Genomic DNA, 26,106 nt, shown 5'->3' with positions numbered 1-26,106 from the left:
GAAAATCTAAAAGAAATCTTCATTCTCCGACTCTATCAATTCTTTGTTATTCGATTCATTAGATTCATCATCGCAATCCAGATTTATACTTACACCCCTTGGTTTTTCAAAATCCCCCTGAGTAATACCCAAACTTTTATCAGCATAAACCTTCTGCATATAAAGAGCCCAAATTGGCAATGCCATGTTTGCTCCCTGTCCCAGCGAAATTCCCTCAAAATGAACTGAACGATCCTCGGCACCAACCCATACACCGGAAACTAATTCAGGAGTAATTCCCATGAACCACCCATCCGAATGATTCTGTGTCGTTCCGGTTTTGCCTCCTATCGGATTAATCAAACCATATTTATATCTCAATCTGACTCCGGTTCCTCTCTGAACAACACCTTGCAATAAATTTGTCATTAAATAGGCTGTTCGCTCATCCATTACTTCATGTTTTCGAGGAACCGATTGAGCAAGTACATTTCCTTTGTGATCTTCTATTTTAGTGATGAAACTTGGTTTAATGTAAACCCCTTTATTTACAAAAGTTGAGTACGCGCCAACCATTTCATATACAGTAATTTCTGAGGTTCCTAAAAAGATAGATGGGACTGGATCAATTTCACTGATAACACCCATTTCATGAGCCATTTTAACAACCGATTCCGGTGTGGTTTGTTTCAAAACCCAAGCAGATATATAGTTCACCGAATTAGCCAACCCCCACTTTAAAGTCACCATTTCACCGTTCCTGGCATCAGTGGAATTTTTTGATGTCCAAGGTGTTCCATCCGGCAAAATAAAAGTCTGAGGGATATTGGGAACCCTATCGCAAGGCCCCAGGCCTTCCTGCATGGCAAGAGTGTATAAAAATGGCTTTATAGTTGATCCCACTTGCCGCTTACCCACATTAACCATATCGTACATGAAATGTTCATAATTTGGTCCTCCAACATAAGCACGCACTTCCCCGGTTTGAGGTTCCATCGACATAAATCCAGCACGTAAAAATCCCTTCATATAAAGCATGGAATCATTTGGACTCATAATGGTATCCCTTTCTCCTTTCCATGTGAAAATTCTCATTTTCGTTGGATTCTTAAATACCAATCGAATGGAATCCAAACTCATGCCATTTTTCTTTAAAACGCGGTATCTTTCACTTCTTCTCATAGAAGTTTCGATATTTTGATCTACATCCTCCTTAGATAAATCATCAGAAAAAGGCGGATATTTGTGATTTTCTTTCTCCCGGTTAAATGCCTTTTGCAAATCCAATCCTAAATGCTCAACCACAGCCTCTTCCGCATATCGCTGCATTCTGGAATCAAGGGTTGTATATATTTTTAATCCATCCTTATATATATTGTATGGAGTTCCATCTGCTTTTACATTTTTATTGCACCATCCATAAAAAGGATTGGTTTTCCACTCTATCGAATCTTTCACAAATTGTTGATCAGCATAAGATGGATACCTGTCTCTTGATGGCTCGTTTGCGGTTAAAGAAGTACGCAGATACTCTCTAAAATAGGGAGCCATTCCTCTTTTGTGATCCACCTTCTGGAAATCGATTCCTAAAGGAAGGTTTTTCAATGAATCAAATTCCATTTTCGATAAGTAATCATACCTTACCATTTGGGATAAAACAACATTGCGTCGGTTCAATGTCAATTCAGGTCGCCGCAACGGGTTAAAATATGATGGATTTTTTGCCATACCTACAAGCATAGCAGCTTGCTCAATCTTAAGAGAATCCGGTGTTGTATTAAAATATACGTTTGCTGCCGACTTAACACCTACCGCCAGGTTTAAGAAATCAAATTTATTAAAATACATGGTCATGATCTCCTCTTTGGTATAGCTTCGCTCCAGCTTTACCGCAATCACCCATTCACGAAATTTCCTGAAAACAATCTCCATTTTCTTCTCGAAACTCTCTCGCGGAAATAACATTTTAGCCAATTGCTGAGAAATTGTACTCCCTCCTCCAGCGCTTCTATCACCAGTAATCAATCCCTTTGCTACCCGACCTAAACCACGCACATCAATTCCCGAATGGTCATTAAATCTCACATCCTCCGTAGCAATTAATGCATCTACCAAAAATGGAGACAATTCGGAATATTCAACAAAAGATCGATTTTCAAAATAGAATTTACCAATTAAATTTCCATCTACTGTATACACTTCTGTTGCCAAACTGTTTTTAGGATTTTCCAATTCTTCAAACGAAGGCATAAAGCCAAATGTCCCATTTGAAACACCGGCAAAAAAAAGTACTGCAATTAATATACATATCGAAAAAACAGACCAAAAAATAATCAATGGCTTTTTAAACATTTGTATTTTCGAAATTGGTTCGTTGTCCGAGTTAAACTCAGTGTTTCTTTCTGACATTTTAAATCAATTAATTTAATTTGTGCTGTAAAAATAGCAAATATTATTCGAACAATTATTGGAGGTACACCTTCTATTGATTTAGAATTATTTTAGATAAATGAAAAAGGTAATTTCAAAATAATCATCATTAAATTTTGAAGTTAGCTTCCTTATTGTTTTACTTTGCAAAAATTTTAACCTAAACTTTCCAAAGTAAAGATACAAGTATGGTAGAGAATTTAGTAATAGTCGAGTCCCCTGCAAAAGCAAAAACCATCGAAAAGTTTTTAGGCAAAAACTTTGTTGTTAAGTCTAGCTTTGGGCACATTAGAGACTTAGAGAAGAAAGATTTTGGAATTGACATCAAGAATAATTTCGCCCCCAATTATATTGTTTCCACAGATAAAAAAAAGGTAGTTGCTGAATTAAAGAAATTAGCGAAAGAAGCTTCTACGGTTTGGATCGCATCTGATGAGGATCGCGAGGGAGAAGCAATTGCATGGCACTTATACGAAGTATTAAAGCTTAAAAAAGAAAATACAAAACGTATCGTTTTCCATGAAATTACAAAAGAAGCAATTTTAAATGCAATCGAAAATCCACGTGATATTGATGTGAATTTGGTAAATGCACAGCAAGCCAGACGAATTCTGGACAGATTGGTTGGTTTTGAAGTTTCTCCTGTTTTATGGAAAAAAGTTAAACCACAATTATCAGCCGGACGGGTACAATCGGTTGCTGTACGGTTAATTGTTGAAAGAGAACGGGAAATTATTGACTTTACCTCTGAATCCTATTTTAAAATTATTGCTCTTCTTACCGTAACCGATAAGAATGGTGATGAAAAAACGCTAAAAGCAGAACTTCCTAAAAGATTTTCGACAAAAGAGGAAACTCTTAAATTCTTAAATAGCTGCAAAAATGCAGAGTACCGGGTTAATGATATCGAGAAAAAACCATCTACCCGTAAACCGGCAGCACCATTTACAACTTCTACCCTTCAACAAGAGGCAAGCAGAAAACTCGGATTTTCAGTAGCACAAACAATGACTGTTGCTCAGCGCCTTTATGAAGCTGGAAATATTACCTACATGAGAACTGACTCGGTAAATCTTGCAGAAACTGCACTTACAGCAGCTAAGGAAGAAATCACCAGACGTCATGGTTCCGAATACGTTCAAATCAGAAGGTATAAAACAAAAAACAAAGGAGCGCAGGAAGCTCACGAGGCAATTCGTCCTACCTATTTAAACAAAGAAGAAATTTCAGGCGAATCTAATGAAATTCGTTTGTACAATTTAATCTGGAAGCGAACCATTGCGTCTCAGATGGCTGATGCAAAGCTTGAAAAAACGAATATTAAGATTGGCATCTCAACAAACAATAAAGAGTTGGTAGCATCTGGCGAAATGATCAAATTCGATGGATTCTTTAGAGTGTATATGGAATCTTCGGATGATGAAAATCAGAAAGAAGAAGAAACACTTCTGCCTACAGTTGCAGTTGGCGATTTACTTCGCGAAGAAATAATGAATGCCACTCAGAACTTTACCCATCGTCCTGCAAGATATACCGAAGCCAGCTTAGTGAAGAAATTAGAAGAACTTGGAATTGGCCGGCCATCAACTTACGCCCCAACAATTACCACAGTTCAAAATCGTGGATATGTTGTAAAAGAATCCAGAGACGGAATAGAAAGAAGCTATGAAATAATAACGCTTTCAAATAATAACATATCCGAAGAAACCAAGACTCAAATAACCGGAGCTGAAAACAAAAAGCTTTTTCCTGCAGATATAGGAATGGTAGTTACTGACTTTTTAAATAAGCACTTTACAACAATCATGAATTACAATTTCACAGCAGATGTGGAAAAAGAATTCGATGACATAGCTGTTGGGAAACTTGTGTGGTACGAAATGATTGGAAAATTCTACAATCCATTTCATGCCACCGTAGAAAAAACTCTTGAAGAATCCGAAAGAGAAACAGGAGAAAGAATTCTTGGTAACGATCCAGCTACCGGCAAAGTAATATTGGTACGTATTGGAAGATATGGTCCAATGGCACAACTAGGAGAAAGCTCTGATGATGAAAACGCTGAAGCTCCAAAATTTGCAAGCCTTCGTACCGGCCAGCACCTGGAAACAATCACACTTGAGGAAGCAATCGATTTATTTAAGCTTCCCAGAGACCTTGGTCTATACGAAGACAAAAAAGTAGTCGTTGCAATTGGTCGGTTTGGTCCATACGTTCGTCACGATGGAAAATTTGCTTCTTTAAAGAAAGATGTAGATGATCCGATGGAAATTGATTTGGAAAGAGCAATCGTTCTTATAGAGGAAAAAAAAGAGAAAGACAGATTGAAACACATCAAATCCTTTGATGAAGATGCAGATTTGCAAATTCTTAACGGTCGTTGGGGACCTTATATTTCTTACCAAAAGGAAAACTACCGTCTGGCTAAAGATTTAGAGGATCCAAAGACACTAAGTTATGAGGATTGCTTAAAAATTATTAAATCGGCACCTAAGAAGAAAACAACTAAAAAAGCACCGCCCAAAAAGAAAGCAGCAGCAACAAAGAAAACTGTTGCAGCGAAAAAGGTAAAAAAATAAAAAAAAAGTTAAGGGTTGTCTTTCTATACAGACAGCCCTTTTTTATTGCCATGCAATTAAATTCAAACAATCTATAATCTTATCTTATTGTTAATTTCATATTAAAATTTATAAAAACTCTTAACAAAACAATAAAACCCTCGTAAATAAGACTTACAATAAAATATGGGAAACTCTAATCCACACAAGTAGATTACCATTCCTGTTATTTAATTTAATGTTATAATTAAAAAAATTAAGTTTTAAATAGAACCGTAAAAATTATTGATTAATGCACCTGAACCTCTGATAAAACTTGTAAGGCACATTTATTTTTATTTACTTTACTCCTCACAGTTTTTGACCGTTACTGAACCATAATGTATTACATGAAAAAAATTATTTTCTTCATATTATTGTCTTGCAACACCTTATCAATAAAGGCTCAGCAAGATCCGCAGTTCAGTCAAAACATGTTCAATATTCTTTCTGTAAACCCTGCATTTGCTGGTGCAGACAAGGATATATTTGTGTCGGCAATTAATCGTCAACAATGGGTTGGTTTCGAAAATGCTCCTGTTACCACTGTGTTTAATATAAGCACACCAGTTACATTTATGGGAACAGATCATGGTATTGGATTAACCATACTAAGCGATAAATTAGGTTTCGAAAAGAATACCGGCATACGTTTTAGTTATGCATATCAAAAAAAAACTGGTGAAGGTTCTTTAAATATTGGGTTCAGTTTCGGTTTTCAAAACAATTCCCTTAAAGGAGAATGGTTTGTTCCCGACGGAGATGGTTTTTCTACACCCGATGACGATTTGGGCTCTTCAAGTGTAGATGACAGTAAAATGGTTTTTGATTTAGGACTAGGAATTTATTATAAAACAGACAACTTTTATGTAGGAACTTCCGTAAGCCATCTGAACAAACCCAATATTGGATATAATGAAAATATTGAAACCTATCTTGCGCGTCATTATTATGCAATGGCAGGATATCGATACGAATTAAATGAATCGTGGGAAGTTTTACCTTCGTTTTTTTACAAAACTGATGCCGTAGTGTCTCAATTTGATTTAAATACGAACATCAGATACAATAAAAAGATTTGGGGAGGCGTTTCATATAGGGTTGATGACGCCATTGTTGGAATGTTGGGAGTTTTGTTTAATAATGGTATTCAAATTGGATATGCATACGACATTTCAACCTCAAAAATTGCAAGAGGATCGCATGAGTTTTTATTAGCTTATCGATTCAGTACAAAATTGGAAAAACGAAATCAAAAATATAAGAGCATTCGATTTTTGTAATATTAATTAGAAAAACTATACAATCAGTATAATTTATAAAACCACTATGAATAAACTACTTACAACACTTTGTGTAATTGTTTTATTGTTCTTAACCAGTTGTGGTAAAAACACTGGGAACGGAGAACTTACCGGTGCGGGTCAGAGAGGCAAATGGTTTGAACCTAAACCATATGGTATGGTATTGATTCCACGCGGAAGCTTTACTGTAGGTCCGAATGATCAGGATGTAGCTTGGGCACTTAATGCTACGGCTAAAACCGTATCTGTTGAATCTTATTGGATGGATGAAACCGAAATTACAAACAATGAGTATCGTCAGTTTGTATATTGGGTCAGAGATTCTATTGCACGCGAATTATTAGGACAACAATTCGAAGAGTTCTTAATTGCTGAAGATGACAATGGCAATCCAATAGATCCTCCTTTTATTAATTGGGACGAAAGATTGGAATGGGATAATGAAGAATATACTGAAATTCTGGAAGACATGTATCTGCCTGTTAACGAAAGATTTTTCAGAAATAAAGAAATTGATTCTCGTAAACTAAAATATCAGTACGAGTGGGTTGATCTTCAGCAAGCCGCAAAAAAATCGAACCGTTATAATTATGAAACAGGAGAATATGAAGGAATGGTTGATGATTACAAAGGAGGCCGTAAGAAAATTGAAGACCGCTCTTCTTTTATCATGAAAGAAGCCCTTAATATTTACCCGGACACATTATGCTGGATTCAGGATTTTACCTACTCATATAACGAACCTTGGACAAAACAATATTTTTGGCATCCTGGTTATGATGACTATCCTGTAGTTGGAGTTTCCTGGAAACAAGCGTCTGCATTTTCTATCTGGAGAACCCGTTTTCACAATTCTGCATTAAAAGCAGAAGGGGATTATCCTGTTCAGGATTATCGATTACCTACAGAATCGGAATGGGAATATGCTGCCAGAGGAGGCATTGCATTAAATATGTATCCTTGGGGTGGACCCTATACAAGAAACGACCAAGGCTGTTTTCTTGCCAATTTTAAACCTCTGCGCGGAAATTACGTAGACGATGGAGGTCTTGTAACCCTGCCTGTTGGCAGCTACGAGCCAAATGAATTTGGATTATATGATATGGCAGGTAATGTTGCAGAATGGACTTCAGGAGCTTACGATGAGTCAGCCTATTCATTTACTCATGATATGAATCCAAATTATGAATACAATGCATTACCCGATGATCCACCAGCTTTAAAAAGAAAAGTTACCAGAGGAGGATCATGGAAAGATATAGGATACTATTTGCAGTGTGCAACCAGAACATACGAGTATCAGGATACTGCAAAATCTTATATCGGATTCCGTTGTGTCAGAACTCATTTAGGTAAATAATATTACCCGTAGACTATTTATTTTAGACCTTTTCAAACTTAACTGATCATGAATATTACCGAACTTGTTCAATCTCCTAGATGGAAAAAATTTATGGGCTATGTATATGGCTGGGGTGCTTCCGTAGTTTTAATTGGTGCACTATTCAAAATACAACATTACCCATATGCAGGAGAACTTCTTACCGTTGGTATGACTGTAGAGGCTATTATCTTTTTCTTCTCAGCTTTTGAACCACCGCACGAGCAACCAGACTGGAGTTTAGTATATCCGGAATTAATTGGATTGGAACCAAGAGAAGGTGGTGCCGGAGGCGGTGTTCAGGTTGAAGGACTGGAACAATTACAATCATTCCTAGAGAAAATGAGTGTTCATCCGGACAAAATATCGAATTTAAGTCAAGGGCTTGCAAAATTAACCAATGTTGCAGAAAACCTTTCAAACCTGTCAGAAGCAGCTATTGCAACCAATGGTTACATTGAAAGTATACAGAAAGCATCAAGTTCTGTTGGAGAATTTTCTAATAGATACGCTGAATCAACAGAAGAAATATCTAATTCAGCTCAAAAATTAAGTAATTCTTATCAGGAAACAGCAAATATTGTTTCTTCATCAGGTGAAGGATTCGCTAAAAATGTGAACGATTCAGGAAATAAATTGTTGGAGTCCTATCAAAATATGGATAAATCGTTGCAAACCGGATTTGATAAAATTTCTGAAAACAGCAATACGTATAATGGTTCCATGTCAACATTGAATAATAACCTGTCATCACTGAACGCGATTTACGAGTTGCAGCTAAAACAAAGTGACGAGCAAATAACTAATTCGAAAACTGTACATCAGGATTTGGGTAAAGTTCTTGAAACTCTTACTGTAACTCTACAAAATGCACAAGCTTACAAAAAAGAAACCGAACAGTTAAACGAAAATCTTGCCGCGCTTAATACCATATACGGTAATATGCTGAGCGCCATGGATGTAAGAAAGAAAAATTAATTTAACTGTCAAGCTAAGCTGAAATGGGAGCAACGAATTGTAAAGAAACGCCACGGCAAAAAATGATTGGGATGATGTATTTATTCCTGACAGCAATGTTAGCGATAAATGTATCAAACGAAGTCCTTAATGCTTTCACGATTATTGATAATGGTTTGGCTAAAACCATTCAAACCTTCGAAGAAAAAAATGAAAATAAATATAAGGATTTCCTAATTGCCTTGGAAGCAAACCCGGCTAAAGTTCAGGAAGCTTGGGATAATGCTAACAAGATAAAATCCGAATCAAATAAATTATCAAATTTAATCGATTCTCTGAAACATAGAATCGTTAAAACTGCAGATGGTCCTGAATACGATATGAATAACATCGAGAGTAGAGACAATTTGGATGTGCCTCCTGAAATTATGATTATTGGAGGACAGGGTAAAATTTTAAGAGAAGCCATTGATTCTTATCGTAATTTGGTATTAAGTCACATTGCAGGAAAGGATTCTACTTTGCGTAAAGCAATTATGAAAACTCTGAATACTGAAAAACCAAAAAAGATGACAAAAGGTGATCCTAATTACTCTTGGGAGTCTCTACAATTTTCACATACGCCATTAATTGGAGCAGTCACACTTCTTTCTAAAATTCAGACAGATATACGCAGTACCGAATCGGATATTGTTAGTTATTTATTCAATCAAATTGAAGCAGAATCCTTTAAATTCAATAAATTAAGGGCAGAAGTATTTTCACCCTCAAATTACATTTTAAAAGGTGACACCTACGAAGCTCAGGTTTTTCTTGCTGCTATTGACACAACACAAAACCCTAAAATAGTAATTGACCGAGAGGGCGCAATTAAGAACTTTAAAGATGGCCGAGGGGTTTATACTGCAAAAGCAGATAAGGTTGGAGAAGTAACATGGGGAGGTGTTATCACGTACACCAGTCCGTCTGGAATTGACAAAAAATACGAGTTTAAATCAAGTTATATTGTAGCAGAACCTAATGTTGTTGTATCTGCCACCAAAATGAATGTATTCTATGTTGGTGTTGACAATCCGGTAAGCGTTTCTGCTCCGGGTTTTACATCAGACAGAGTGCGTGCAAGCATGGATAATGGTAGTTTGGTTAAAAAAGGCGATGCTTATGTTGCAAGACCTAAAGTAGCATTTAAAAATGCGAAAGTATTGGTTGAAGCGCAATTTGAGGATGGTTGGAGACCGTTACGTACTGTTGATTTTAGAGTGAAACCAATTCCAGATCCTATTGCTAAAGTTGCAGATTTAGGCGGAGGTAAAATTAAAAAGAATCTGCTCTTGGCACAAACAGGTGTTGATGCGGTTATGGATCATTTTGATTTCGACTTAAAATTTAAGATTACCGGCTTTACTGTTTCTACAATCGTTAAAGGCTTTACTGTTGATCAGGAATCCAGATCGGATGTATTTACAAAGGAACAGATTGAAATGTTTAAAAATTTAAAAAGAAGTCAGAAACTATATATTGAAGATATTAGGGCGGTTGGTCCGGATGGTGTAACCAGAGACTTACCTACAATTTCATTTAGAATTGAGTAATAAAATTTATATATGATGAAGAAAAGCTTATTACTAATAATTGGTCTTGTATTGATTTGTGCCTCGTATTCCAGTGCACAAACAAATGCAACAAGTGTTTATTCAAAAAATCATATCAAAAACAGAAAACCTATCCCTTACTCAAATATACGTGAGTCAGATGTGATGTGGTCGAAGTTAGTTTGGAGATTCGTGGATTTACGGGAAAAAATGAACCTTCCTATGTATTATCCCACAACACCAGAAGATGACCGCTACAGTTTAATCGATCTATTGATGTATGGGATTGAAAATGAAGGCTTAACTGCTTACGAGACAAACGATGATGAATTTAAGGTTCCTATGACGATTGATCAGATTCGTTCGAAGTTTGATGCCCAAAATGATACGATCATGCAACGCAATAGATTGACAGGAGAACTTGAACAAAAAATTCTTCCCGGTGAAATGCATACAGATGATGTAAAAAGATATATGGTGAAAGAACAGTGGTTCTTCGACAAACAAACATCGACTCTACAGGTTCGGATCATTGGAATTTGTCCAATTCGTGAATACATAAAAGATGGCGATTCAGAGTTAGATGGTATTCAACAGAAAAAACTGTTTTGGATCTATTTTCCTGAAGCCCGGCCTTTGCTTGCTTCTCACGAAGTGTTTAATCCAAATAACGATGCCGCTCGTTATTCATTCGATGATTTGTTCTTAAAAAGACATTTTTCGAGTTTTATTTCACAAATCTCCAATGTTCACAACAATCGTCAGATTAGTGAATACACTGTTGGTTTAAACTCAATGCTTGAAGCAGAACGAATTAAGAATGAGATTTTCACATTTGAACATGATCTTTGGGAATTCTAAAAAAATATACTGATATAAAAAAAGGACCTGTAAGGTCCTTTTTTTATTATACAAATTTTTTCCCTTTTGTTATTTTCACATCATTAACAATTTTCCTTATCTCCTGCTCATCCCTTCTACGACATATGAGCAGAGAATTATCAGTCTCAACAACAATGTAATCCTTTAAGCCCTGCACAACAACCAATTTGTTATTCGGTACATTTACCAGACAATTTTTTGATTCGTAAAGCATCACATTTTCGCCCTGAATTGCATTCTGATTATTATCCTTAGCAGTATGCTCGTAAAGTGAGCCCCAAGTTCCTAGGTCGGACCAACCAAATTCAGAACAATACACAAATACACTTTCAGACTTTTCAAGAATTCCGTAATCAATAGAAATATTCTCGCATTTTGGATAAATCTGATCAATAAAACTTTGTTCTTCCCCAGTGTCAAGTTTATCTAATATGGCCTCAAACAGATTTTTTATATCCGGTAAAAACTTATCGAATGCATCCTGTATTGTTGAAAGTTTCCAAACAAATATCCCTGAATTCCAAAAGAATTCGCCCGATTCCTGAAATATTTTTGCCAATTCAAGGTGTGGTTTTTCTGTAAATGTTTTTACAGGATACACATCAGAATAATTCTCAACTGCTTTATTTGAAACCTGAATATAACCATAACCGGTTTCCGGTCTTGAGGGAGTAATACCCAATGTCAATAATTTATTTCCATCTTGTACGAATTGAATTCCTTCCGACAAAACTCCTAAAAACTTAGTCTCATTTAATATTAAATGATCTGCAGGTGTTACAATAATTGATGCATTCGGATTTCGCTTTTGTATTTTATGATTGGCATAAGCAATACAAGGTGCAGTATTTCTTCTTATTGGCTCCAACAAAACCTGATCTTCATTTATATTTGGGAGCTGCTGAAGAACAAGATTCTTGTAATTAGCATTGGTTACAACGAAAAAATTCTCTGCCGGACAAATGGATGCAAACCGCTCATAAGTCAATTGAATTAGAGTCTTACCTGTACCAAGAATATCAAGAAATTGTTTGGGTTTATTATTTTTACTTAAAGGCCAAAAACGTGAGCCTACGCCCCCAGCCATAATTACGCAATAATTATTTTTATCCATTGGAAATTATTTAACTGAATCCATACCAAATTAAATCGGAATTCAGAGTAGTAAAATTATACCCTAAAATACTGAAAAGCCTTATTAAATCAAAAAAGAATAGAAATTTCAATAGATACACTTATCCTGGAAGATGGTAAACAAATAATTTGTAATTTTATCGTAAACAAAATAACTATGAACTTGTTTGAAAACGTAGGAAAATTCTCAAGATTTCTTGTATTGGTATTTTCAAAACCAGAAAAAGGCAAGACTTTATTTTCACAAATAATCCGTGAGATTGATAAACTCGGAATCAATTCCATTGGGATTGTTGTTATTATATCACTATTTATGGGAGCCGTTATAACCTTGCAAACGGCATACAATATGCTTAATCCTTTACTTCCGGATTATTTGGTTGGCTATACAACAAGAGAATCAATGATTCTTGAATTCTCATCGACGATAGTTGGTTTGATATTAGCTGGAAAAGTTGGTTCAAACATAGCTTCAGAAATTGGCTCGATGCGGGTAACTGAACAAATTGATGCTTTGGAAATCATGGGAATCAATTCTGCCAATCATTTGGTTTTACCCAAAATTATAGCGGCAATTTTTATTAATCCATTTCTATACGTGCTAAGCGTGTTTGTAGGAATAACTGGTGGATTACTTGCTGGTTATCTAACAAGTACAGTTAATTTAGCCGACTATATTGATGGCGTGCAATATGCTTTTATTCCTTATTACATTACCTATTCCCTAATAAAAACAGCTGTTTTTGCCTTTATAATAACAGCAATACCATCCTTCTATGGATATTACGTAAAAGGAGGTGCACTGGAAGTAGGTAGGGCGAGCACAAAAGCTGTTGTAAACAGCAGTATTCTTATTCTTCTTGCTAATGTGATTCTCACACAAATCCTTTTAAAATGATCACTGTAAGTAATGTAAATAAATCCTTTGCCGACTTAAAAGTGTTGAATGATATATCAATCAATTTTGAGGCTGGTAAAACCAATCTTATTATAGGACAAAGCGGATCCGGTAAAACAGTTTTACTTAAATCAATCATCGGTCTTCATGAGGTTGATTCTGGTAGTATTTTCTACAACAACAGAGATTTTACATCCATGAATCTGAAGGGAAGAAAAGAGATTCGAAAGGAAATGGGCATGGTATTTCAGGGCGGGGCTTTATTCGATTCTATGAGTGTTGAAGAAAATGTACTTTTTCCTTTGGATATGTTTTCGGATATGAATGAAAAAGAAAAAAAAGATCGTGCAAACTTCTGCTTAAACCGTGTTAACATACAAAATTCAAATCACCTGTTTCCTGCCGAGATTAGTGGTGGTATGCAGAAACGTGTTGCCATTGCAAGAGCAATTGCTTTGAATCCAAAATATCTTTTTTGCGACGAACCCAATTCCGGTTTAGATCCTGTAACTGCTATTTTGATTGATAATCTTATTCAGGAAATTACAAAAGAGTATAATATGACTACCATTATTAATACTCATGATATGAATTCGGTAATGGAAATTGGAGAGAAAATTGTTTTTATAAGCAAGGGGAACAAAGTTTGGGAAGGTTCCAAAGATGAAATATTTAATACCGACAATAAGGATTTAAATGATTTTGTCTTTGCTTCGGAATTGTATAAAAAGATTAAAAAAATAAGCTAGTAGAAATCCCACTCGAACATTCTATTCGATTTATTATCTTTGCTTTCAGATCAACAAGAAATAATTCATGAATAAAATACTACTTTTCTTTATTTGCTGTGCATTCACCTTTTTGATATCCTGCAAAAAAAATAATAAAAATACTCCTCAGTTAAATGAAGATCAATTCACTAAGATGCTTATTGATATTCATATTATTGATGGAACTTTAGAATCCCAGAATATTTATCGCTCTGGAGATAATTATCGCCCCAGCTACTATTACAATTCTATTTTTCAGAAATACAATATCACCCGTGATCAATTTGATTCCTGCGTATCCTATTATTCTAACGATACGAAAAGATTCACCCAAATTTACGATGTGATTATAGATTCACTTAACCGACTTGAAACTCAATATCGTATTGAGGTTAAAAATAAAAAACTGGAACAAGACACTGTAAACCTTTGGACAAAAAAACAGAATTGGAGAGTTCCTGAAAAAGATAAAAACCAAGTTGACTTTGCGATTCCAGTTCAAGAAAAAGGTATTTACACTATTAAAGCTTCAATTAAAATATTTAAGGATGATCAAACAGATAAACCTAAATTGGAGGCTTATTTTTGGAAACAGGATAGTTTGGGCGAAGAACATAAAGTAAGCTTTATGCCACGGCCAATTGCTAAAGAAATGAAATTTAACACTTATGAATTAAGTTTGTCCTATCCGGATTCGAGCTACACAGAGCTACGTGGCAACTTATTTGCCGGAGAAAATGATCTTGTTGAGTTTACTCAGCATTTCGAAATTAAGGACATCATAATTTTCAATCCGCAGATTAGACCTGATTCTCTGCAGGTGATTAAAGAATTAAAGCAAGATGAGGAACAAAACCTTAGGCGTGTGCGATGAGAAAAATAGCGGCGAACTATATTTTTCCAGTTACAGCTACTCCTCTAAAAAATGGAATTATTGTACTTGATGAGAAAAATTATATTGTCGATATAATTGATACGAAGGGACAATTTAAAGAAATTCAAAATCTTGAATTCTACAGTGGTGTAATTATTCCCGGATTTATTGATGTATTTACCTTACTCAGTATTTCTTCTTTTTCAAGAAATGATTTCAAAAAATGTTTGCAGGATGATTTTGGTTCTGCACTTAAAAAGAGCTTACTCAAAAAAGAAACTACTCCTACTGCAGTACAAAGAGGGATTAATCAATTAGAAGCTTATGGAACTGTTGCTGTGGCAGACTATTTTACTGTAAATGATCATGCTGAGCAAAAACGAAAATCTAAATTGTATTTTTCTGATAGTAACGCTACAGAATCAAACTGTTCGTTACAAATCCCAATATCAAACAAGCAGCTAAATCCAACCCAATCCATTCTGTTGAATCAGATGATCTTAGAAAAATTGAATGGGTTTATACCTGCTGCAAGTGAAATGAGCCGATACTGCATTGGAACAGGGTCACTTGGAACGCATTTGAAACTATCTGTTTTTGAGGAATTAAAAGCTTTGCAGGAAATTCTGCCGGCACTTACGTTTTGGGAATTGATTAAATGGGGAACCATAAACGGAGCAAAACATCTACAGATTGAAAATAAATTTGGAAGTCTTAAAATTGGTAAAAAACCTGGCTTAAACCTGCTCACAAATCTTGATTATTCCAATCAGAAATTTAACACGGCAAGCGAACTGAAAGTCCTTGTTTAATCAAAGCGAATTAACTCCACGATTTAAACTCTTTATTTTAATGGATCAACTCAGGAATTTATCTAAATTTGGGCAACAAAAAAAACGTATAAATGGCTACTTTTCTCTTCGATAAAATTATTTTCGGCCCCGTAAAAAGCAGAAGACTTGGGGTTTCATTAGGTATTAATTTATTGCCTAACGATTGCAAACTCTGCAGTTTTAATTGCATTTATTGTGAATGTGGCTGGAATCCGGATCACTCTGAACAGAAAATTAACTTTCATCCTAAAGATCAGGTGAAAGAAAGTCTATTCGAGAAATTGAGCCTGATGAAAGCCAATAATGAAGATCTGGATGTAATTACCTTTGCAGGAAATGGTGAACCAACACTTCATCCTGAATTTAGCGAAATCATTAATTACACAATCGAAATTAGAAATCAAGTATTTCCACAGGCAAGAATCGCTGTCCTTTCCAATTCATCGATGATTCACAAAAAGTCGGTATTCGAAGCTCTAAATAAGGTAGATGATAACATTTTAAAGCTGGATGGCGGAACAGAAGAAACCATAATCAATTTAGATCAGCCGGTTGGAAAGTTCAATCTAAATAATACGGTTGAACTTCTTTCAAAATTTGATGGCAATTTAATCATCCAAACCCTTTTTATCAGAGGAGAATACGAGGGTAAAATTATAGACAATACAACCAAAGAAGAGATAGAAGCCTGGTTGACGCACCTGCAAAAAATCCAACCTAAAGAGGTGATGATTTATACCATTTCGAGGGATACGCCAAGTGATAATCTGGAGAAAATATCAATGGAAGAATTGCAGCAAATTGCACAAAAAGTAGAGGATGCCGGATTTAAAACACAAATCAGCGGTTAATATTTTATCTTCGTAAAACGATGAGGTGCTATCGGTTCCTGAAATTCATTTTTAATGCTCAACGGGAGCTGAGGTAAATTTCATAAAAACATTTTACCCTCCAAAAGCCCAATAGAAAAGGAATTATTGTTGTTGTGAGGTAAGATTTTTAACTTCATTATTACGTCTGCAAATATCTTTTGTTTCTCCATTCCAGAAGTTTTTTTACAATAATTGCTTATATCTCTTTTTTATTTGCAATTACTCTCTAAAAGTATAACTTTAAGTTTATTACAAAATAAAACCTAAGAGAAAACAATAAATCTATGTTTAAAACATCTATTAAAATAAGCTGTTTCATTCTTTTTTTCATGTCATCAGTGCTAACTTTTGGTTGTCAAAATAAGAAACCCTCAGCTGATAAAATACCTGAGATAACTGCACCACAACAAAAGGAGTTTAAATCGGTTAAAACTCTGTTTTACAATGTACCAAGCCCAATTGAAGTGACTGGTATTATCAAAAAAATGAACCTTCCTTATCAACCCGATTTAATGAATCCGGTTTCCAATGCAGATAATTATTTATCACAAGCAGATGTGGCTATCAACATTGGTATTTACGGTGCAGATTTAAGTTACATTCGGATTTATGAACAGTTTCAGGATGCGGCAAGATATTTAGCCGTAATCAAGAAATTTACACGCGATTTGGGAATTCCTGAAGAGCAGGAGAGAATTACTGCCCGAAGAATGGAAGAAAATATTGAAAACCAAGATTCTTTGCTTCAGATTATTACCGAAACTTTTACAAAATCGGACAGTTATCTGAAAGAAAATCAAAGGGGTGGTGTTGCTGCTTTAATTGTTTTTGGTGGATGGATTGAAACCCTGTATCTGGCAACAAATATTGTTGATTTAAAAAATCCTCAAAAGGAAATGGTCAACTTAATTTCACAGCAAAAACATTCTGTAAAAAACTTAATTGGTTTACTAAATCAATATAGAGATAACTATAAAATAAATCAGATTCTGCCGGATTTAAAGAAACTTGATGCAAAATTTCAGGAAATATCACAGACTAAATCTTCTGCATCGAGCATTAAAACCAAAGACGGCAAAACAGTTATAAAAAATCAGGTTACTCTAACTGCTTCGAACGAAACAATCAGAGAAATAAAAGAAATTAACAGCAAAATAAGAGAAACGATTACCGAATTATAGGATTGGGGAGCACTAAAACGATTGGGATGAAAACGACTATAAAAACCATATTATTTATTTTTTACTTATTCGCGTTGCCAAATATTGTGCTTGCGCAGTGTAACGAATACACCAAAAAGGAATGCATTCCGAAACTTACACCTTATACGTTTAACGGGCAATTAAATAATGCGGTGTTATCGGAAGGTGAAACTGCTGAATTGCAACTTACTTTTTATAAGGATCAGGAATATCGAATTCTGGTTGAAGGAGAAGAGAGCCTTGGTAAAATTCAATTTCAGCTTTTTGATACTGATTACAACTTATTGTATGATAATGCTGATGAAGATCACACAAACCTGTGGGATTTTATGGTTGAGAGTACTGATGATTTTGTAATTCGTGTTCTAGTCCCAGAAGATCAAAAAAAGGAGCGGATTGAAAGTGGCTGCGTTTCAATTTTAGTTGGCTTTAGAGCTTTTGGATCGAGAACCATTTTTAAATGATCATTTTCTGAGTCAAAACCTACGAAACAAAAAAACCATCCCGCAAAGGATGGTTTTTTTTCATTTCTGTAGTTTCAGCAATTATTTCATCAAAAATTTAGCTGAACCAATATGGTTTCCTTCAGCGAAAACATCCACTTTATATTCTCCTTCAATAAGACTTCCATCATTATCCCAGAATACAGCAACATCAAGCTGTTCCCCTTCGTAATCAATCTCTCGCGTTGCAGAATAGCTAAGTTTAGTATTCTCAAAATCGAATAAAAGATTTTCCGGATTACCCAAAACAACTTCATCAGGTCGGGTAATGCGCACAAATATTGCTTTAGCCCCGGTTGATGCAGTTACATTCTTTTGAATCGTAAAATTGGTGACCAGTTTTTCCGTTTTGGAAATCTTTTTCACCTCTTTGCCTTTTCTATTTATAGGAGAACAAGCAAGATCTACTAATGAAAGAGTAGCCGCCTTACTAATTACCTCTTTCATTGTTTCAGTTGATTCCTCGAGCTTGGTGTTTCGGTCTTTAACCCAATCGATCTGCTTCTTAACCCTAACATTTTCAGCTGTAAGCAATTGATTGCGTGTATTTAGAGAGTCAATTTGAACAATATAATCTCTCAATACTCCTTTTAAAGTTCCTAACTCTTTTTTGTATTTATTAATTTCGAAATAAGAATTGTTTCGAAATACTTTCATTCGATCCAAAAGTTCATTTATCTTTTCCTGTTCCATTTTCAGCTGAACATTCAAAGTATCGTTACTCGTTTGCAGAGAATCGTAATCCTGTGAAAGTAATTTCAATTCGTTTTCCAAACTTATTTTCTCGGTAGTAATTTCGGAGATATAGCGCTTATTATCTCTATGTTCCATATAATACATAACCGCTAAAATCACAAGAATTACCCCTAAAGTTGACAATACCCCAATATAAATGTTGTCTTTTTTACTTTTACCTTTAATCTCTGCCATAAAAACTCTACTTAATTAATTCGAACAAATTTACTTATCTTTTTTTTAATAGTATTCTCAAATTCATATTTGTTTGAGTACATGATGCTCATCAATAATGAATAGAATCAATGCATTGTAAAAACCAAATACAATTGTCAATTGAACCAGAGCAATAAACAAACCAAATTTCGAAACTCTAAATTTATAAACAAAATAACGGAGCTAACATCCTGTTAAAGAATGCGCCCCGTTACCAAACTAACCCTGTGGTTTTTTTTATTAAGTAGATTTCTTCTACAGGATGTTACCCAATTTCACACCAAAATAGATTGTTCTGGGATTTAAAGGACCATATACGTAACCTGCATCACGGGACGGGCCAAAATCAAAATCATCCTGAAAAGAATTAAAAATATTCTTCATCCCCAAATCAAACTGTAACTTCACATCACTTCCTAAATCGAAATGGTAAGCAAAGTTGATTCCCAAATCCATAAAACGATCTGATTTCACTAAACTTTCCTGAATCTCATTTCCATATTTATCATCTCCTCCACTTAAGTGAATCAAATTCATTGGTCCGGTATATGATCCTGATAATGTAGCAGTAAACTCATGAAGAGGTTTCCAGTTCATTGCAAAATAGCCATACTGCTCTGGTGTTCTTAAAATATCATCAGTAGTAGTATTGGCTGTATCCTCATCCTCTCCCTGATCAACAGCATCATCGTATTTACTGGATTGCAATGTTAGTCCCATTTGGAAATCCAACTTATAGGATGGAGCCAGTTTACATTCAAAATTTACCCCCCGAACAACCGCTCCATTGGCATTTTTCCGAAGCATAACCATGTTTCCTGTCGCATCTACCTCACTAAATTCGTTAAAGAAAGGATCGATTAACTGAGTATTAAAACCCTCTGCAAGAAAATAGGTCTGCATTTTACCAAAGGCTTTGGTGTAATCCCAGGATACAGTATAACTGTTTGATTTCTCTTCTGTTAAATCGTCAGCCAATTCGTGTGTGATTCTTCTGGCCGTTGAAGCTTCAATGTGTAAATCTTCATCGAAAATTTGCGGAGCTCTAAAACCTCTTGCATAACTAACCCGCAATTGCGAACCTTTAAAGATATCGAATAACACGTTAGCTCTGGGACTAAATACTGTATTTGAATAATTGGAATTTTCCGCAGAATTTTTAATTTCATAGGAATCCATTCTTACACCCAATAGAAATTTTACAGCACCTAAATCCCATTTACTTTGAGCAAATGCACCTATAGTATTTGATGTTTGATCGGCAATTTTGGTTGTTTTAACAAATTCATTATTTGTAAAATCATAATACCCCAATTTATCATCTTTCAGACTGTTGTAAACATTCTCCAATCCAAGAGTGATATCTGCAGGAGCGAAAAATAAATTATCAAACTTTGTAAAGAATTGCACTCCGGCAGAAACAGCCAAATCATCGGTTTGACCATAAGCACCATAATCAGGAATTGGTGTAGATAATTTCGCACCATTTTCGTCATAAATAGTGGCAGCTCCATAGTAACTATCCCTATCGATACTTTGTCCCGAAGCATAAACAGACAATTTACTGATTCGATCCTGATTAAGATATTGATCCCAGGCCAAACTTCCTGAATTAATACGATGACTTACTTCTTCGGCAACAGTAGCTTCATGAGCCTTTAAATTTAGCTGATCTCCGCCCCTTCGGTACTCATCAACTACATGATATTCCAAAGTCAATTTGGCTAAATCTGAAAGACGATGATAAGCACGTAAACCGACACTTATATTTTTCAATTTAACCATATCGGAATAACCATCCTTATTCGCATCCCAATCACCGCGCTCACGGTTCATCCCAAAAATAAACATCCCGCTTTTATGATCTTCAGAAACAACTGACGCATTAAAATCGGCAGTCATATCACTGGCAGCATCTCCACCACCATCAACACCAATACCTACAGCTCCATATTTCACTCCTGCTTTAAAAGTATTGGCAACAGGATCTTTTGTAATGATATTAATTGTACCGGCAATTGCATTCCCTCCAAAAAGAGCTGAACCACCTCCACGTACAATCTCAACACGCTGAATCATACTTGCCGGAATGTGTTCCAATCCGTATACTCCGGCCAATCCGCTGAAAATAGCTCTGCTGTTAATTAATATCTGCGTATATGGTCCTTCCAAACCATTCATTCTTACTTGCGAAAAACCACAATTGTTACAATTATTCTCTACACGCAAACCAGGAGAAAAAACCAAACCATCAGCCAGGTTTGCTGATGATATTTGCTCCAGCAACTTAGTAGATATAGAATTTACTACAACAGGAGCATCTTTACGTTGAATTCTGTTTCGATCGGCCGTAACCACAACCTGATCCAAGCCAATAAAATCTTCTGCTATTTTAAATTCAAGAACAGAGTTCTTTCCTCCTTTTAGTTCCAATTCCTTCTTGTCCAATTTGTATCCCACACAAGTAGCAATTACATGATAATGCCCCACAGGAACATTCTCGATTACAAATTCGCCGTCGAAATTTGTTACTGCTCCCATGCTCGATCCTTCAAGAGCAACACTGGCATAAGGAATGGGTTTGCTGCTGTTACTGTCAATCACTTTGCCTTTTACACTTGAAGTAATATTTTCGGCAGAAACAGAAAATGCCACACTAATTAGCATAGCAATGCCAATAGTTAGATGAGTTAGTAGTCTCATTATAAGGTATATTTTTTTGATGTTTGTATTTATTGATATACACAACACTCCCTCATACTATCAAACAGTATCAGGAAACAGTTACATACTCAAATTTTAAATGGACCTTTTCAGGTAATAATAATAAAGGTGTTACTGGAAAACAGGCGGAGCCCTGTTGTCAAGAAGAGAACTTATAATTCCTTTCTTAATAAAAAGGTGGTAAACATTACTAATTTCATAAGATTTTCCTATTAATGCAGCTATAAATAAAACTGAACCGAGCAAGAACAGGAAACTCGTAAATTGCTGCAGTGAAAAACATTCATGAGAAGAATGATGATGATTTGCTGTTCCGTTAGAACTCCCTGGTTTTTGATAGGGATGAGCATGAACAATTAAAGTTCCATCAACTTGTCTATGAACGTGCCAATTAAAAACAGCATTACCCGCCAACAAAATCATTGCCGGGAGCAGTATACTTACAATCGCTATTTTTATTTTTCGAAAACCGTTCATTACCGAATTAAATTGGCATTAACATTACGGCTCAAAAGTAGAAAGTCGGGATTCGTTTAACAATACCTATATGTTGGTATTCATTGACTCCAACCATGTTACTTAACATGTTTTTCATTAAGGCGATTGAAATACTCCTCTATTACATCTTCAGAAGCAACCAAATCGGAGTCCAAAACAGGCTTAGATTTTCTGATTCGGGAAATATAATCTTCTTTGGAGCAAACCATCTCGTTCTGATACAAATACCAAAACTGAACGTAAACCCACAAATCATTTCCGGGTCCAAATTGAGCGCGTAATTCGTAAGCTTTTTCTGTAAGCTCCTCTATTTCTGAACCAAACCGGTAAAACATATTTTTAAAAGGAACCGGGTGCACACCGGTTTGCTTTGCCTCATCAAAACGGTAATCTCCAAATTCGATTAACTGCTGTATTTCTGTTTTCCCTTCAAATTGTGCATCGATAACCGGCATTGATGAAATTTGCTTTTGCAATTGAGACAAAGAAATGGAAAGCTTATTTTCAACAACTTTGGCAAAATCCGTAAGGTGATTTTTCAAAGAATTATTCGATGATGTCTCTACTAATTCTGAGCTGATGATATCATCTTCATTAAATTCATTCTCCCATTTCACAATTCGGTTTATTTCCTGAAGAATCATTCTGACAAATTGCCTGTTATCCGATTGTGAATCGCAAACAATCATAAAATAATCCTGATATCTAACCATTCTTATCAAAACCCCATCCAGACTAAACTTCAGACTTCGTTTTAAGAATAAGCCTTTTTTATGCAAACAGAACCTGATTTCGGTCTTGGTTTTTGTTTTATTTATCGCTGAAAAGGAAAGCAAAGATTGATAGGAAATGGCATACGTTTTAGAATTTGCATCTACTTTATCGCAGCATACAATTTCAGAGTTGCTTTTAATCTCAGTTGTAACATGATTTAGAATTACAGCTCCTTGTTGAACTGCACTTTTCAGTAAAGAAAGTAACAAGCGATTTGTTGAGATCTTAAATTCCTTATTAATGTAAACAGCATCATCTGCTTCTGTAGTAAGAGTCGGTTCATATTTTGAAATGTCCTTATTGCGAATACTTCCCGAAAATATTTTTTCCCATTTTGAAGCGTTTCGTTTTACTTTTAAATATTCATCGGGTAAAATTAAATGAGGAAAGCGGTTGCGAAAAGCAAGAACTAATGGATGTGTACTTTCCGAAGTATCAACAATAGGGTGCAAAGATTCTTGAAAATCATTTTCGGTTAAAATGGCGCATTTATATCCGTTAACAGTCGCCAAAAGAGCAAACAGAACTTCCTTTATACCAACACTTAGTATCACAAAATCGAATTGAGTATTTGCCGCTGTTTCAAGAAATTTATCTCTTTTTAACACGGAATATTGTAAGGAGTCCTCCATTTTACTTTTATTAACTTATTTTTGTTTTGAATCTTTGTAATTTTGTTGCCTAATAATCAAAAATAATCAATTTGAAAAAGATAGCTTTTTATATCCTTGCGGGATTTGCAATTTCAGCCCTATTATATTCTTGTGCACGAAAAGGAATGCCTACCGGAGGGCCTCTTGATCACACAGCTCCAAAGGTTACATTGACCAAGCCTCAAAACTACTCAACAAACTTTAAAGGTGGAAAAATAGAAATTTTCTTTGATGAATTTGTTCAGCTAAAAGATATAAGTTCAAATTTCACAATTTCTCCACCACTAAAAAAGAAACCTTTGGTGAAATTAAAAGGTCGTTCTATCTACGTGAAGTTAGAAGAGAAACTTCGTGAAAACACCACCTATACTCTCGATTTTGGAAATGGCATTGCCGATAATAATGAAGGGAATCCTTTGGGAGAATATCAATTTGTTTTCTCAACGGGTAACCAACTGGATTCATTAAGCATTAAAGGAAAATTAGACAATTCCTTCAATCAATTACCGGTTGAAAAAGCCATGGTAATGGCTTACTTAAATACGAATGATTCTGTACCCTTTACAGTAATTCCAAGTTATGTTGCTAAAACCGATTCGGCAGGTTATTTTCAACTGAACAATTTAAGCAGCGGAGACTACAAGCTATTTGCAATTGTTGATGGAAACCGCGATTTTCTGTACAATGGCCCCGGCGAAATGATTGGTTTCAGCAATGACATTATTACGCCAAAAATGCATACTTACGAACAATTAGACAGCATTAATGCCGACTCCGTTGTAGTAAGACAAATGATGGAAACAGAACCGTCAAATATTTACCTTAGAATGTTTGATGAAGAAAATCCTCTTCAATACCTTACCACTTATAAAAGAGATCGCAGAGAACAAATCTATTTTGATTTTAACTCGAAAAGAACTGATAGCCTTAAGATTGATTTTATTGATGTTGATGTTGATGTTGATGAAAATCCAAATTGGTTTTTGCTTGAAAAAAATAGAACAAACGATACTCTTTCCTATTGGATAACCGATTCGACTATTTACCAAAGAGATACTCTTTTGGCGAAACTGGAATATTTGAAAACTGACTCGTTGGGTAAACTTGTAAGCTTTACCGATACAGTTAAATTAAATTATAAGGCTCCGAAAAAAGCAAAAGCTTCGAGGAATAAAAAGAAACAGGCAAAAATTAAAATTCCTACCTATGGATTTAAATTGAATGCCAGTAGTTCGCAGGATTTAAACAAAGATGTAATTATTGATTTTAATGAACCTCTAGCCGAAATCAATAAAGACAGTATTCATTTGTATCAACTTCAGGACACAATACTAATTCCTGTTGATTATAAAATAGAGCAGGATTCTGCTGATATTCTTCGCTATCATGTTAAAATTGACTGGAAAGCAGAAACCCAATATAAGGTTGAGTTTGATTCAACCGCATTTCGAAATATTTATGGTTTGTACAGCGATAAATACAATGGGAAAATTACAACCCGGGAAGAAGAATATTACGGAAAAATATTATTGAATGTATCCAATGTAAAAAAACCACTGATTGTTCAACTATTAAAAAACAACAAAAGTGAAGGGATTGTTCAGGCAAAAAGGATTTATTCCGACCAAACCGTAATATTCGATTATTTAGCTCCTGACACCTATATCATTAAATTAATTGTTGATGAGAACGACAATGGTAAATGGGACACCGGTAATTACAAAGAAGGTCTTCAGCCTGAAATGGTTCATTACTTTAGAAAAGAAATTAAAGTCCGTTCGTATTTCGATGTGGAAGATCGTATTTATATTCCGGAAAATGGTCCGGAAATCAATTTCAATCAGCATTTAATAGAACTTGAGCAAAAAAGGCAGAAAAAGCTTGAAAAAGCATTACTGAAAGATGCTGAAAAAAATAAAAAGAAAACAAGAACCAAAAACAACAATTAGATATGTCAGTACTTCTGGAATTTGCTATTTTCCCAACCGACAAAGGTGATAGCGTAAGCAAACAAGTTAGTCAGGTTATTGAGTTGATCCGCGAAAGCGGTATTAGCTACCAGCTAACAGCAATGGGAACGCTGATTGAGACTGATGCGTTACCGGAAGCTTTAGCGCTTGTAAACCGCTGTTATGATCTTTTAGCGGAAGATTCAGAACGTGTTTATACTACTATAACGATCGATATTCAGAAAAACAAACATAATCGCTTAAAAACCAAAGTAGAAGCAATCGAAAATAAGATTGGCAAGGTTAATAAGTAAGGAACAAGTGTCAAGGATTAAGTATCAAGAAAATT

The 26,106-nt window shown here is 35.2% G+C and carries 21 protein-coding genes; 15 read left to right on the top strand and 6 right to left on the bottom strand.

Features of this window, described 5'->3' with window-relative positions:
* Window positions 1-6: 6 nt before the first annotated feature.
* Window positions 7-2,388 (bottom strand): penicillin-binding protein 1A, encoded by a 2,382-nt coding sequence (locus tag ACY0M5_RS03620; protein WP_461630829.1) that lies wholly within the window; start codon window positions 2,386-2,388, stop codon window positions 7-9.
* A gap of 209 nt (window positions 2,389-2,597) precedes the next feature.
* Here ACY0M5_RS03620 and topA point away from each other — a divergent pair, with 209 nt between their 5' ends.
* From topA to porN, 6 genes are all read left to right on the top strand, one after another.
* Window positions 2,598-4,988: a type I DNA topoisomerase gene (gene topA / locus ACY0M5_RS03615; RefSeq protein ID WP_461630828.1), complete on the top strand. Its 2,391-nt coding sequence runs from the start codon at window positions 2,598-2,600 to the stop codon at window positions 4,986-4,988.
* A gap of 368 nt (window positions 4,989-5,356) precedes the next feature.
* A complete protein-coding gene (locus tag ACY0M5_RS03610; protein ID WP_461630827.1) occupies window positions 5,357-6,289 on the top strand; it encodes a PorP/SprF family type IX secretion system membrane protein in 933 nt (310 codons plus the stop codon).
* A 46-nt stretch (window positions 6,290-6,335) separates the two neighbouring features.
* Window positions 6,336-7,670, top strand: coding sequence for a T9SS ring complex lipoprotein PorK/GldK (gene porK / locus ACY0M5_RS03605; RefSeq protein WP_101310490.1), 1,335 nt, complete (start codon window positions 6,336-6,338; stop codon window positions 7,668-7,670).
* A gap of 48 nt (window positions 7,671-7,718) precedes the next feature.
* Complete coding sequence (gene porL / locus ACY0M5_RS03600; protein ID WP_461630826.1) at window positions 7,719-8,669, top strand: type IX secretion system motor protein PorL/GldL; 951 nt, start codon at window positions 7,719-7,721, stop codon at window positions 8,667-8,669.
* Window positions 8,670-8,692: 23 nt separating this feature from the next.
* Window positions 8,693-10,240: a type IX secretion system motor protein PorM/GldM gene (porM, locus tag ACY0M5_RS03595; RefSeq protein ID WP_461630825.1), complete on the top strand. Its 1,548-nt coding sequence runs from the start codon at window positions 8,693-8,695 to the stop codon at window positions 10,238-10,240.
* 15 nt (window positions 10,241-10,255) lie between these two features.
* A complete protein-coding gene (gene porN, locus ACY0M5_RS03590) occupies window positions 10,256-11,101 on the top strand; it encodes a type IX secretion system ring subunit PorN/GldN (RefSeq protein WP_156195186.1) in 846 nt (281 codons plus the stop codon).
* A gap of 46 nt (window positions 11,102-11,147) precedes the next feature.
* Here the strand turns inward: porN and ACY0M5_RS03585 are convergent, their stop codons facing one another.
* Window positions 11,148-12,236, bottom strand: a complete 1,089-nt coding sequence (locus ACY0M5_RS03585; RefSeq protein ID WP_124994151.1) for a mannose-1-phosphate guanylyltransferase — start codon at window positions 12,234-12,236, stop codon at window positions 11,148-11,150.
* Window positions 12,237-12,413: 177 nt separating this feature from the next.
* Between ACY0M5_RS03585 and ACY0M5_RS03580 the strand changes: the two genes are divergently transcribed.
* The 7 genes from ACY0M5_RS03580 to ACY0M5_RS03550 all read left to right on the top strand — a co-directional run bounded on the left by ACY0M5_RS03580 (window position 12,414) and on the right by ACY0M5_RS03550 (window position 18,169).
* Window positions 12,414-13,154: an MlaE family ABC transporter permease gene (locus ACY0M5_RS03580; protein WP_124994152.1), complete on the top strand. Its 741-nt coding sequence runs from the start codon at window positions 12,414-12,416 to the stop codon at window positions 13,152-13,154.
* The gene (locus ACY0M5_RS03575) at window positions 13,151-13,903 is read left to right on the top strand and encodes an ABC transporter ATP-binding protein (protein WP_461630824.1); all 753 of its coding nucleotides are present in this window, start codon (window positions 13,151-13,153) and stop codon (window positions 13,901-13,903) included. Before ACY0M5_RS03580 ends, ACY0M5_RS03575 begins: the two co-directional genes overlap by 4 nt.
* Before the next feature lie 67 nt (window positions 13,904-13,970).
* Window positions 13,971-14,798, top strand: a complete 828-nt coding sequence (locus tag ACY0M5_RS03570) for a DUF4296 domain-containing protein (protein WP_461630823.1) — start codon at window positions 13,971-13,973, stop codon at window positions 14,796-14,798.
* Window positions 14,795-15,610 (top strand): amidohydrolase family protein, encoded by an 816-nt coding sequence (locus tag ACY0M5_RS03565; RefSeq protein ID WP_461630822.1) that lies wholly within the window; start codon window positions 14,795-14,797, stop codon window positions 15,608-15,610. Before ACY0M5_RS03570 ends, ACY0M5_RS03565 begins: the two co-directional genes overlap by 4 nt.
* A 92-nt stretch (window positions 15,611-15,702) precedes the next feature.
* Complete coding sequence (locus ACY0M5_RS03560) at window positions 15,703-16,482, top strand: radical SAM protein (protein ID WP_461630821.1); 780 nt, start codon at window positions 15,703-15,705, stop codon at window positions 16,480-16,482.
* 350 nt (window positions 16,483-16,832) lie between these two features.
* Window positions 16,833-17,684, top strand: coding sequence for a hypothetical protein (locus ACY0M5_RS03555; protein ID WP_124994157.1), 852 nt, complete (start codon window positions 16,833-16,835; stop codon window positions 17,682-17,684).
* A 26-nt stretch (window positions 17,685-17,710) separates the two neighbouring features.
* Window positions 17,711-18,169, top strand: coding sequence for a hypothetical protein (locus ACY0M5_RS03550; RefSeq protein ID WP_101310479.1), 459 nt, complete (start codon window positions 17,711-17,713; stop codon window positions 18,167-18,169).
* 81 nt (window positions 18,170-18,250) lie between these two features.
* On the opposite strand, the gene ACY0M5_RS03545 is transcribed toward ACY0M5_RS03550, so the two are convergent.
* From ACY0M5_RS03545 to ACY0M5_RS03530, 4 genes are all read right to left on the bottom strand, one after another.
* A complete protein-coding gene (locus tag ACY0M5_RS03545) occupies window positions 18,251-19,138 on the bottom strand; it encodes a coiled-coil domain-containing protein (RefSeq protein ID WP_124994158.1) in 888 nt (295 codons plus the stop codon).
* Between the two features lie 276 nt (window positions 19,139-19,414).
* Window positions 19,415-21,862, bottom strand: coding sequence for a TonB-dependent receptor (locus ACY0M5_RS03540; protein WP_124994159.1), 2,448 nt, complete (start codon window positions 21,860-21,862; stop codon window positions 19,415-19,417).
* 132 nt (window positions 21,863-21,994) lie between these two features.
* Window positions 21,995-22,360, bottom strand: coding sequence for a hypothetical protein (locus tag ACY0M5_RS03535; protein ID WP_124994160.1), 366 nt, complete (start codon window positions 22,358-22,360; stop codon window positions 21,995-21,997).
* A gap of 98 nt (window positions 22,361-22,458) precedes the next feature.
* Window positions 22,459-23,787: a hypothetical protein gene (locus tag ACY0M5_RS03530; RefSeq protein WP_461630820.1), complete on the bottom strand. Its 1,329-nt coding sequence runs from the start codon at window positions 23,785-23,787 to the stop codon at window positions 22,459-22,461.
* A 71-nt stretch (window positions 23,788-23,858) separates the two neighbouring features.
* Between ACY0M5_RS03530 and ACY0M5_RS03525 the strand changes: the two genes are divergently transcribed.
* Entirely contained in the window at window positions 23,859-25,757 is a 1,899-nt protein-coding gene (locus ACY0M5_RS03525) for an Ig-like domain-containing domain (RefSeq protein ID WP_461630819.1), read from the top strand.
* Window positions 25,758-25,759: 2 nt separating this feature from the next.
* Window positions 25,760-26,071, top strand: coding sequence for an MTH1187 family thiamine-binding protein (locus tag ACY0M5_RS03520; protein WP_124994163.1), 312 nt, complete (start codon window positions 25,760-25,762; stop codon window positions 26,069-26,071).
* The last annotated feature ends 35 nt before the right edge of the window (window positions 26,072-26,106 follow it).

The organism is Labilibaculum euxinicum (assembly GCF_963678175.1).
Lineage (GTDB): Bacteria > Bacteroidota > Bacteroidia > Bacteroidales > Marinifilaceae > Labilibaculum > Labilibaculum euxinus.
The sequence above is the reverse complement of the archived record's forward strand: the minus strand, read 5'-3'. Positions and strand labels throughout refer to the sequence as shown.

What these genes read in the sequence shown, in the direction of transcription:
- ACY0M5_RS03555 (WP_124994157.1), top strand. Translation starts at nt 16,833, where the DNA reads ATGTCATCAGTGCTAACTTTTGGTTGTCAAAATAAGAAACCCTCAGCT.
- ACY0M5_RS03540 (WP_124994159.1), bottom strand. Translation starts at nt 21,862, where the DNA reads ATGAGACTACTAACTCATCTAACTATTGGCATTGCTATGCTAATTAGT.
- ACY0M5_RS03580 (WP_124994152.1), top strand. Translation starts at nt 12,414, where the DNA reads ATGAACTTGTTTGAAAACGTAGGAAAATTCTCAAGATTTCTTGTATTG.
- ACY0M5_RS03560 (WP_461630821.1), top strand. Translation starts at nt 15,703, where the DNA reads ATGGCTACTTTTCTCTTCGATAAAATTATTTTCGGCCCCGTAAAAAGC.
- ACY0M5_RS03520 (WP_124994163.1), top strand. Translation starts at nt 25,760, where the DNA reads ATGTCAGTACTTCTGGAATTTGCTATTTTCCCAACCGACAAAGGTGAT.
- ACY0M5_RS03610 (WP_461630827.1), top strand. Translation starts at nt 5,357, where the DNA reads ATGAAAAAAATTATTTTCTTCATATTATTGTCTTGCAACACCTTATCA.
- porN (WP_156195186.1), top strand. Translation starts at nt 10,256, where the DNA reads ATGAAGAAAAGCTTATTACTAATAATTGGTCTTGTATTGATTTGTGCC.
- porM (WP_461630825.1), top strand. Translation starts at nt 8,693, where the DNA reads ATGGGAGCAACGAATTGTAAAGAAACGCCACGGCAAAAAATGATTGGG.
- ACY0M5_RS03575 (WP_461630824.1), top strand. Translation starts at nt 13,151, where the DNA reads ATGATCACTGTAAGTAATGTAAATAAATCCTTTGCCGACTTAAAAGTG.
- ACY0M5_RS03585 (WP_124994151.1), bottom strand. Translation starts at nt 12,236, where the DNA reads ATGGATAAAAATAATTATTGCGTAATTATGGCTGGGGGCGTAGGCTCA.
- topA (WP_461630828.1), top strand. Translation starts at nt 2,598, where the DNA reads ATGGTAGAGAATTTAGTAATAGTCGAGTCCCCTGCAAAAGCAAAAACC.
- ACY0M5_RS03570 (WP_461630823.1), top strand. Translation starts at nt 13,971, where the DNA reads ATGAATAAAATACTACTTTTCTTTATTTGCTGTGCATTCACCTTTTTG.
- ACY0M5_RS03550 (WP_101310479.1), top strand. Translation starts at nt 17,711, where the DNA reads ATGAAAACGACTATAAAAACCATATTATTTATTTTTTACTTATTCGCG.
- ACY0M5_RS03565 (WP_461630822.1), top strand. Translation starts at nt 14,795, where the DNA reads ATGAGAAAAATAGCGGCGAACTATATTTTTCCAGTTACAGCTACTCCT.
- ACY0M5_RS03535 (WP_124994160.1), bottom strand. Translation starts at nt 22,360, where the DNA reads ATGAACGGTTTTCGAAAAATAAAAATAGCGATTGTAAGTATACTGCTC.
- porL (WP_461630826.1), top strand. Translation starts at nt 7,719, where the DNA reads ATGAATATTACCGAACTTGTTCAATCTCCTAGATGGAAAAAATTTATG.
- ACY0M5_RS03620 (WP_461630829.1), bottom strand. Translation starts at nt 2,388, where the DNA reads ATGTCAGAAAGAAACACTGAGTTTAACTCGGACAACGAACCAATTTCG.
- porK (WP_101310490.1), top strand. Translation starts at nt 6,336, where the DNA reads ATGAATAAACTACTTACAACACTTTGTGTAATTGTTTTATTGTTCTTA.
- ACY0M5_RS03545 (WP_124994158.1), bottom strand. Translation starts at nt 19,138, where the DNA reads ATGGCAGAGATTAAAGGTAAAAGTAAAAAAGACAACATTTATATTGGG.
- ACY0M5_RS03530 (WP_461630820.1), bottom strand. Translation starts at nt 23,787, where the DNA reads ATGGAGGACTCCTTACAATATTCCGTGTTAAAAAGAGATAAATTTCTT.